Origin of the sequence: Streptomyces dysideae, assembly GCF_001514305.1 — a bacterium.
GTDB lineage: Bacteria > Actinomycetota > Actinomycetes > Streptomycetales > Streptomycetaceae > Streptomyces > Streptomyces dysideae.
On sequence record NZ_KQ949118.1, the window covers coordinates 1 to 8,461 of the forward strand.

15 protein-coding genes are annotated in these 8,461 nt (G+C 66.4%); all 15 read right to left on the reverse strand.

The features are described from left to right. Nucleotides 1-376 precede the first annotated feature (376 nt). Nucleotides 377-541: a hypothetical protein gene (locus AQJ91_RS54130; RefSeq protein ID WP_159054781.1), complete on the reverse strand. Its 165-nt coding sequence runs from the start codon at nucleotides 539-541 to the stop codon at nucleotides 377-379. A gap of 21 nt (nucleotides 542-562) precedes the next feature. Further along, entirely contained in the window at nucleotides 563-1,252 is a 690-nt protein-coding gene (locus AQJ91_RS41710) for a hypothetical protein (RefSeq protein ID WP_079085599.1), read from the reverse strand. Continuing rightward, entirely contained in the window at nucleotides 1,249-1,623 is a 375-nt protein-coding gene (locus AQJ91_RS41715; protein ID WP_067033248.1) for a hypothetical protein, read from the reverse strand. Before AQJ91_RS41715 ends, AQJ91_RS41710 begins: the two co-directional genes overlap by 4 nt. Nucleotides 1,624-1,689: 66 nt before the next feature. Continuing rightward, complete coding sequence (locus AQJ91_RS41720; protein ID WP_067033250.1) at nucleotides 1,690-1,869, reverse strand: hypothetical protein; 180 nt, start codon at nucleotides 1,867-1,869, stop codon at nucleotides 1,690-1,692. Nucleotides 1,870-1,942: 73 nt separating this feature from the next. Further along, nucleotides 1,943-2,443 carry a hypothetical protein gene (locus AQJ91_RS41725; protein WP_159054783.1) on the reverse strand — a complete coding sequence of 167 codons (501 nt, stop codon included), beginning with the start codon at nucleotides 2,441-2,443 and terminating at the stop codon, nucleotides 1,943-1,945. 1,047 nt (nucleotides 2,444-3,490) lie between these two features. After that, nucleotides 3,491-4,540: an IS110 family RNA-guided transposase gene (locus AQJ91_RS41730; RefSeq protein ID WP_067033356.1), complete on the reverse strand. Its 1,050-nt coding sequence runs from the start codon at nucleotides 4,538-4,540 to the stop codon at nucleotides 3,491-3,493. 225 nt (nucleotides 4,541-4,765) lie between these two features. Next, complete coding sequence (locus AQJ91_RS54135; RefSeq protein ID WP_159054784.1) at nucleotides 4,766-4,906, reverse strand: hypothetical protein; 141 nt, start codon at nucleotides 4,904-4,906, stop codon at nucleotides 4,766-4,768. Nucleotides 4,907-4,922: 16 nt separating this feature from the next. After that, nucleotides 4,923-5,180, reverse strand: coding sequence for a hypothetical protein (locus AQJ91_RS41735; RefSeq protein ID WP_067033254.1), 258 nt, complete (start codon nucleotides 5,178-5,180; stop codon nucleotides 4,923-4,925). A gap of 246 nt (nucleotides 5,181-5,426) precedes the next feature. Continuing rightward, nucleotides 5,427-5,768 carry an SCO4402 family protein gene (locus AQJ91_RS41740; protein WP_407697034.1) on the reverse strand — a complete coding sequence of 114 codons (342 nt, stop codon included), beginning with the start codon at nucleotides 5,766-5,768 and terminating at the stop codon, nucleotides 5,427-5,429. A 54-nt stretch (nucleotides 5,769-5,822) separates the two neighbouring features. Beyond that, nucleotides 5,823-6,275 (reverse strand): hypothetical protein, encoded by a 453-nt coding sequence (locus AQJ91_RS41745; RefSeq protein WP_159054786.1) that lies wholly within the window; start codon nucleotides 6,273-6,275, stop codon nucleotides 5,823-5,825. Then, nucleotides 6,244-6,465, reverse strand: a complete 222-nt coding sequence (locus tag AQJ91_RS51130; RefSeq protein WP_079085600.1) for a toxin C-terminal domain-containing protein — start codon at nucleotides 6,463-6,465, stop codon at nucleotides 6,244-6,246. Before AQJ91_RS51130 ends, AQJ91_RS41745 begins: the two co-directional genes overlap by 32 nt. Nucleotides 6,466-6,613: 148 nt before the next feature. Beyond that, a complete protein-coding gene (locus AQJ91_RS58605; RefSeq protein WP_079085601.1) occupies nucleotides 6,614-6,910 on the reverse strand; it encodes a transposase family protein in 297 nt (98 codons plus the stop codon). 362 nt (nucleotides 6,911-7,272) lie between these two features. Next, nucleotides 7,273-7,536: a DUF7660 family protein gene (locus AQJ91_RS41750; RefSeq protein WP_107122677.1), complete on the reverse strand. Its 264-nt coding sequence runs from the start codon at nucleotides 7,534-7,536 to the stop codon at nucleotides 7,273-7,275. Continuing rightward, nucleotides 7,533-7,988 (reverse strand): hypothetical protein, encoded by a 456-nt coding sequence (locus tag AQJ91_RS41755; RefSeq protein WP_067033258.1) that lies wholly within the window; start codon nucleotides 7,986-7,988, stop codon nucleotides 7,533-7,535. The genes AQJ91_RS41750 and AQJ91_RS41755 overlap by 4 nt, the downstream gene beginning before the upstream one ends. A 12-nt stretch (nucleotides 7,989-8,000) precedes the next feature. Further along, a complete protein-coding gene (locus tag AQJ91_RS41760) occupies nucleotides 8,001-8,318 on the reverse strand; it encodes an AHH domain-containing protein (protein WP_067033260.1) in 318 nt (105 codons plus the stop codon). Nucleotides 8,319-8,461: the final 143 nt, after the last annotated feature.

Sequence of the window (8,461 nt, forward strand, 5' to 3'; positions counted from 1 at the left end):
AGCCGGAGGCCGCTATCCACTCGTACGACGGCGTCGCTGACGGGTAGCCGCCGTTCTCCGACACTGAAGTTGTCAGGACCAGACAGTCCCGTCGCTTCCGATCGCCCCATCGAAGATGGTCGCATTTCCACCCGTTGGTCCGGGTGCAGCGACAGGCCCCTGATGGAGTGTCACGCACGCCTGTCCACCGGTTATCCACCGAACCTCATTGCATATGCCTGACCCAACCCTCCCAGATGAGCAAAAGCCCAGTTCAGAGGCGCATGCCGTCTACACGGTCACGGAAACCAAACCCCCGACCTACGCATTACGATGCACAGACCACGAGCGCCCAATTTAGGGTGCGGGTCTCCTTGAGTGAGCGGATCTTGAGTAGTCATGCGGCGATGTCGAGTTGCTCCTGGTAGAGCACTGCGTGGGTGCGCTGGTACTCGCGGCGCACGTGGAACTGCCAGTACTCGTCGAAGTCGCCGTTGGCGATGACGGCACGCAGGAGCAGGATCGCCTCGCCGCCGGGAAGGCTCCACCTCGCCCCGGTCACATCCAAACGATCTTTCACGAGCTAGCGGCAGCAGCCCTCGATGACGCCGCTGGCGATCGGCCAGCCGAGGGTGAGGGCGATGTGGTAGTTCAGGTAGGCGGCGGCGCGTTCCAGTCCGGGGGCGGGGCGGTCCTGTTCGGTGCGGGCGCGCTGATAGGCGTGCAGGTCGGCGACCACGCGCGGGGCGTGGCCCTCCAGCAGGTCGCGGGCTGTGGTCTGGACGAAGGCGGCGCGGGCGGGCTGGGCGGGGTGCAGGTCCTCGGCGGCCTTCCGCAGGTATTCGAGCACGTGCACAAAGTCGACGATGATGTCGATGTCCACGCCGCGTCCGGCGGCTTCTCTCTCCAGGCATTCCAGCTGGTGGTTGGCGCCGTCGACCAGCACGATCCAGCGGCGGCCATGCGTCGGGTCGCGCTTTTCGGCCTGGTCGAACAGCGTGGTGACCATGGCGACGGTGGAGTGCTCCAAAGAGGCGTCGATCCGGCGGCCCGCGGCGCGCGGGCCCTTGCGGCGGGCCTCGCGTTCGGCCGCGTCCTTGGGCAGCACGTCCGCGGCACTGCGGGGCGCGGGGGCGGCGTCGTAGCAGGCGGTGACGCAGGCCATGCGGGTGCGGCCGGTCCGCTCGCACGAGGAGAGCTGGGCCGAGGGCGGCTGCGCCCCGGCAGGCCGGGCCGGGGCCGGAGTGCGCAGGCCGGAGGGAATCACGTTCACACCGGTGGCGTCGATACTGAGGACCAGCAGGTCCCGCCCGCCGGGGCCGGCCCCGGCTCCTGGGCTCGTTGGGCGTAGAAGTCGCGCACATCGCGGGCGGCCCCGTTGGTGATCTCCCGCAGCTGGCGGGTGCCCAGCTGCTGGCCGGTGGTGCGGGCCAGACCCTCGCGCGCTTGCCGCAGCGGACCTCTCGCGACCTCGTGCACCACCGCGCGCCGCAGCGGGAAGGAGTGCAGGCGATCGGGCAGGACCAGGGCGGCATCAGCGACATGCGGGTTGGCGGCACCCGGGGCGCGGTAGGCGATCCGGGCCACCTCCACCCTGCCCACCGTGGTGGCAAGGAGTCGGCGATGGCCCTGTTCGGCCCGCACCCGCGCGATTCCGTCCGCCCCGGCCACGGCCGGGCGCCGCTGCTCGAGGCGGGACCGGGCGTCGAGCTAGTCCTGCATGAGCAGCCGCTGGAGCTCGCGCCCGGTCGCGGTCAGGTAGTCCTCCAGCACCTCCTGGGTGCAGGTCATCATCTCCGCGCCGCCCAAACGGGCGATCATTGCCGTCAGTTGGGCGCGGGAGGCGGCGAAGTCGTCGGGGCGGGCGATCGGCTGCGGGTAGGGTGCCACCGGGTTCCTTCTCGTACTGAGCGGCTTACATTCACCCGGGCAACACGAGAAGGGCCCGCTCCCGCACGGGCGTTCACCCGCCTGCCGGGGCCCGTACGCGCGTGAGAGTGAACAGGCCGCCGGGCGTCTGCACCACCCGCCCCGCGGCGGCGGTCTTCTTCAACTGGTGGCGTACCCGCTCGACATTGCGCGCCGTCGCCTCCAGGCCCAGTCCCTCCACCACCTGCCGACACCGCACCGGACCCGCATACCCGGCCAGTACCCCCAGCACCCGCTCGGTGAAGGACGCGGCCACCTCCGCCGCCTGCCCGCCGGCCAACTCGCCGCGCGGGGCGGGGACCTGGAGCCGGGCGGACACGGCCGAAGTCTGCACCGCCGGCAGTTCGCCGACCACCTGGACGGCCGTGGACAGCCGGGCCAGCTCCTCCTCGCACACCCGCAGCAGTCCGGCGATCCGCTCGGCCTCCCCGCGCAGCCGCTCCGCTTCCCCACAGCAGGCCGCCTCATGCTCCCGCAGCAGCACGAGCACCTCGTCGCAGCCCACCCGGTCCACCTCTCCACGCCAGCCGATCAACCAGCTACCGCAACGAGAAAACCACCCCGACAGGCACGCCGACCCCAGCACCGTCACTCAAGAAGACCCGCACCCCCTCCGAAGTTGCTGTCGTTGTCGGCCTGGGCCGGGGCTCCCATGACATTCCACCTGCCCCAACGCCGGCCATGACAGGACGCCTTCGCCAGCCTGTGGACGGCGGTCGGCTGCACACTGCGGACCTGATCCGCTCAGCAGGCCCACCCGTCCACGACCAGGGACCTCGGAGACCCCACCACCGGGACGGCTACTCGGCACCCCAACCCACCAGCGGAAACCCGCCTCACATCCCGCGCCAAAATCACCCGAAACCGCCCACCGGAACACCCCGGCGGATCACGGGACATTGTTCGGATGGCACAACTCTCATCGACCAGCACGCATCCAGCCGGCCGACTGCCCGAGGCGCCATCCGCACGAGCGCTGCACGCTTGGCCACCAAATGGCCACCACGTCGAACCGAACAGACCGAGGCGGATCGGCAGCGAGGGGAAAAAGGCCAGCTCACAGCCCTGCAGAACGGAATCGCCACTGGCTGTCAACCTCGGACCTACGCATTGCGATGCGTAGACCACGAGTGTCCGATTAGCCCGAATCCCAAGGTCAACAAAACGAAGAAACCCCATGTCAGAGGCCTGACCCGGGGTTCACCATGGAGCCGCCTTCGGGATTCGAACCCGAGACCTACGCATTACGAGACCGTGAGGGATCGTGCTGCACGGTGCCGGGTCGTGCTGTCTGGTGGTGTTCTGCCTGATCAGAACTGGTGCGGCTCGTTGGTCTGTGTTGCCTCGTAGTACGTCGTCCAGAGGCGTCCGGCCACCGGCGGGCCACCGGGGAGGTCAGGCCACCAGCACGGCCCGCCCCAGCCTCTTGTCGAACCCATACAGGTGCAACGAAGCACATCCGGCCGAAGGCGGCTGCCCTTCCAGAACGCTCAACGCTTACGGTCGTGATCGCTGTCCGGATGCTCCCGACCGATCCTCTTCTGCTTTCCAGAGACCGAACCCGGGGTGCCTCTGTGTCTTGTCAAGCCGCCTGGCCAGGGAGGGACTTGGCTCTTCGTTCGTCGGCGATCATGACGCGCCACACGTGGTCGGCCAGGCGGCGTTTCAGGCACTGCTTCGCTTCCTTCGGCGTCTTACCCTCGGAGAGTTTGCGCTGGTAGTAAGCGTGTCCGGGTGATTTCGGCATCCGTATCTGCACGACTGCGACGGTGTGGAGGACAGAATTGAGCTGGCGGTCGCCGGAGCGGGAGAGCCGGTGGCGGGCCTTGTCCGCGCTGGCGATCTCCACCGGGGCGGCACCGGCGTAGTTCGCGAACGCCGCCGAGGTGGGGAATCGGTGAGCCCGTCGGGTGCGGCCGATCAGCCGGGCGGCCATGACCGGCCCGATGCCCGGGGTGTCCATCAGCGCACTGCCCGATGCGTCCACAAGGCTCTGCATCCGGGCAGCATTGTCCGTGAGCTGCTTGTCCAGTTTCCGGATCTCGGCGACCAGATCCCAGGCGATGTCCTTGCGGACGGTCTCGACGTCGCCAGCGGGACGGACGGACCGCAGCAGTTTGGCGGCCAGGTCCGCGGACAGCTGGGTCGGGGCGCCGCCGGGCAGCAGATCACGCAGCAGTGCGTGAAGCTGGTTGACTGTGCGGACCCGGGCCTGGGCCAGGTTCACACGCCGTTCGTCCAGAAGAGCCAGCGCCGTGGTGTGGTCCTCGGGTTCGACATCCCGTCCGTCTCCCTGCAGATAGGCGACGGTGGCCGCGGCCGCGGCGTCAATCTGGTCGTTCTTGCGCCGTCCACCGCGGGAGAGTTCGCGCACCCGACTGGTCGCTGCGGCAGGAACATCGACGACGCTCTCACCGCGGGCGATGAGCCACTGAGCGAGATGCCGGCCCAATCCGTTGGCATTCTCCACCGCCCACTTCCGCTGCGGCCACCGCTTGGCCCAGGTCAGCAGCCGCCGGTAATCCGTCAGGCTCGCCTCGATCCGCATCGTCCCGACCTGCTGGTTTGATTCCGGCTCGACGGCGGTGGCGGTATGGGTGGACTTGTGGGGGTCAACACCGAGCAGTATCACGGGACAGTGTTCCTCACGGTCGGACGACAGGGCATCCACGGCCGACACGCCGACTTCCGGAACCAACCTGGCCGGGACACGCCTCTGTTGAGTCAGACCGCGGACGGACACCGGACCGGCGACATACCCCGGGAGAGCCAGCCCCGAAGAGCGGCAGACGGTTCACGAGTCACCCGGCCCGGCGTCCTACGGCACGCTACGAACGGCCAACCCGACCGCGTCCCGCTACCCCCATACAAGTCGGCGGTTCAGCAGATCGATCCGCTCATCCTTGGCGGCCTCACGACCCCGGGCAGCCGCCAACTCGCCGCGTACCGCAGCCAACTCGGCGACGAGATCCTTCGTGGACCAGTCTGCATCCCCCACCCCGACACCCTAGCGATCACGCCAGGCCAGCGAACAGGCCGCACCCTGCTGAACAGCTACTGATGTAGTTCTTACCGTTGGAGAACACCTCCTGGCTGTGCGAGTAGAACGGCGCCCTGTTCGGCTTGATAGTCGTGTGGTCACCGAGTTCCGCGGCGCGATCGGCGTTCGTGGTCGGGTAGAGCTGCTTGTTGTAGTCCTGACGCCCCTTCACCGACTCGGGAGAGTACGGATCCTTCGGGTTGAACGGAGCCGGCTTGTATCCCGGTTTCATGGGGAATTCCTGGGGACGAGCACCTGACGGATTCCCCTTGCAGCCGCCGGTCAGGAAGGCGCCGGCCGCGGCCCCGGCCCCGGCCCCGTTGCCAAATTCCCGTTGTGCCGATCCGTACCAGCGTTAGCCATGTAACGGCTCCGGCTTGATCCCGGCAGGAAGAGACGATCCAACAGGTCTCGGGCACAGCCGAGAGCTGGACCATCAGATCACTTGCTGTCACCGCGCCTGTCGGTCCAGTCGGCGTCAGGGGTCCTCCCCCAGCGCGACCAGCGCGCGTTGAGCGGCAGCGACGACATCTACCCAACCCGCGGAATGAATGATCTCCTCGTCACTCATTCCCTTTCCGCTTGCCGCATCGTCAAGGACGCGATTCAGCTCTTCGAGGGCGACAGCCTCCCTGTCGTTCAGCAGAATGAACCCGATTCTCCCGGAGGGCTCGTCGAGCACTCCCGTGTCGTCGAAGAAGTCCAGGGCATCATCGAACCCGACCCCGGCCCGTGCCGTCGGCAGCCAGTTCCTCTCCTGCCATTCTCGACTGCTCAGCCTACGCAACCATTCCACAAGTTGGGTGCGCAACCAGGGCATCTGCACATCAGGGCCGTCAGGTGGAATTCCAACCACTCCACGTCTGCCATTCACTCAACCCCATCTCAACATCGCGCAGAATTCCCGTACAGCAGTGATATCGGTGCACCACTCTGAAATTCTATTTCCGTCCTCGTCGGCAACCTCCCGGGAGCCGATGGAAAGCCAGGGGTTCTCCGGGTCGAAGTCGTCGTCCAGCTCCCCCAGGAGGATCAGTGAATTCTGCACGAAAATGTCGTCCCGAACCCGGTAAAGCGTCAAACAGAAGACAAAGTTGGCTGTCTTTGGGTCCGTGATGGAGGAGACGAGACAGGAGGTCGTCACGTCCGCCTCCTCCAGCCGGAGCAGCGCACGCGCCCAGCTCCTCTCGTATTGCCCCGGCCCCCAGAACGTCAGGTCCGTGCGAAAGGTCTCAGCGAAGTCGCCCACGACGATCCTGCCGGTGCCCTCCGACACCAGCTCAATCGCGAAACCGTCATGGCTTGAGGTAGTTGAGATCCGGGTCATACGTACCGATCCGCCGTCCTTGTCGGTTGAACATCTTCCAGCCGCCTGTGACATTGTGCCCATCGACGTCCGGCGTGATGTAGTTCTTACCGTTGAAGAACACTTCCTGGTCGTGCGAATGGAACGGCGCCCTACTCGCCTTGATGACCGTGCGATAACCGAGGTCGGCGGCGCGATCGGCATTCGTGATCGGGCAGAGCTCCTTGTTGTAGTCCTACCGGTTCTCACCGACTCGGTAGAGTACGGATCCTTCAGGCCGAACGGAGCTGACTTGTATCCCGGCTTCATGGGGATTTCTTCGAGACGTGCTCCCGACGGCTTCACCTTGCAACCGCCGGTCAGGAAGGCGCCGGCCGGCCGCGGCCCCCACCCCAGCCGCGTTGGTGTCGGGATTGAACCCGTGCTCCTTGCCCCAGACCCGCTACCTGTCGGCGAGGCACTGGTCCTCCACGATGCACGCGGGTGTGAAGAAGGTACCGACGAAATCCAGAGCGCTTGCGCCACACCAGCTCCAGCTTCCGCTCACCATAGGCCAGATCGCGTGAGCGGGTCTGCACGAAGCCCCTGATGCGTGCGGCGAATGCGCCGCAGGCGGGGCAGGCCCGCGCCGCCTCGTCCGCTGTGGTCAGGTGCACTCACGGGGTGCCGTCCGCGAGCCGCTCGACCCTGGCCACGGCCAGGCCGTCCAGGTCCAACAGCAACGTCGTATTGCTGTCCAAGCCCGTGTGTCCAGGCGATCAAGCTGCATAGAGAACAGTCATGATCCCCCACGGCCACGGGCTTCCTGCGTCCTTGGCCAACTCGCCTGCTTCTCAGCGCCCGTGACGATGCGGCAGGCCGTCCGTTCGTCACACCCCGCCCAACTTCGAAGACGCCCTTAAATAAAGGAACTTGACCGAAAGATTCCTACACGCAGGTTGTCAGAAGAGTGCCGCCGCGCCGTCCGTGACCGGACGGCGCGGCGGCACTTGGTGGACCGTGGGCTCTCAGCGGAGCCTCACTCGTAGGCGCGAGCCGCCATCACCATGTCACCGACGAGCTTCCAGCTCGGCCATTCGGGCACCTCTTGCCCGTTGTTCCGGAACCACCCAGGGCAGTCGTTCAGCCAGGCGGCCCAGGCTTCCAGGAAGGCGGGCAGGGAATCGTTCTCCCAGTCCTCGGGATGCGCAGCTAGGTCCTCCGCGGCCAGTTGAAGGAAGGCCACCAGGTCCTCTCTCGTGCGCAGGTCGTACGCACTCTCCGCCAGACCCGTCACCGTCACACCAGGTCCTCCGTGACTTCGAAAGCGACCGGGCTCTTCTTACCGATGACACCCCAAACAGGATCGCGCAGTGCAGCGGCGAGCCACGCGGCGAATGGTGTTCCGTCGTCACGGAACCACCAGGAGTCAGGGCTCTTGAGATGGGACAGTTCGGCATCGTGACTGTATTGGTACTCATACTGGATCTGTACGTACTCGTCCACGGAGTCCCCCTCCCCCACCCCCAGCTGGCGCGTGAACCCGATGACGAAGGTGGGCTCCGGGAACCAGTTCGCGTATCCGTACTGGAAGAGGAAACCGTCTGTTTCCCCCGCCTCCGGGACGTCGAACTCCGTCTCCTCGAAACGACGCACGGCCTCCGCCACGTCCAGCACTTCGGGAATCGCCGCGACAGTCACTGCTTCCAGCACCCGCAGGGCAATGTCACGAGCATGGTCAACAGGCTGCTTCATGGTCGAACCCTCTCACGGCCAGTATCCGCCCTGCAGTTGCCTGCGGATGTGACTGAGCACGTCGATCGCTTCGCTGCGGTTCCGCGCGCCAGCCATCATGTCGTTGACGTACCCGTAGTAGTCGTTCGTGTGGATCTTGGAGTGCACGGACGTGTTGTTCGGGTTCGCCGACTTCGATCCCGTCGGCAGATACACCCCGTTGACCGCGTCGTTGACGTCGATTCCGTATTTGGCCAGCATCCCCCGGGCTGGAGCGGCCCGCACCGACGTGCTTGCCACGATGTGATGAGCGGATGTCTCCGCTGGACGCTTGACCCCGGACTTGGCCAAGTTCCCGGCCAGAATCTGGGCGTTCGAAGAGGTGGTGGGAGCCTTCGGCGTGCCGGGCTTGCCCTTGTTGCCGCCGCCTCCCTTGCCGCCAGGTCAGGAAGGCGCCGGCCGCGGCCCCGACCCCGGCCGAGTTGGCGTCGGGA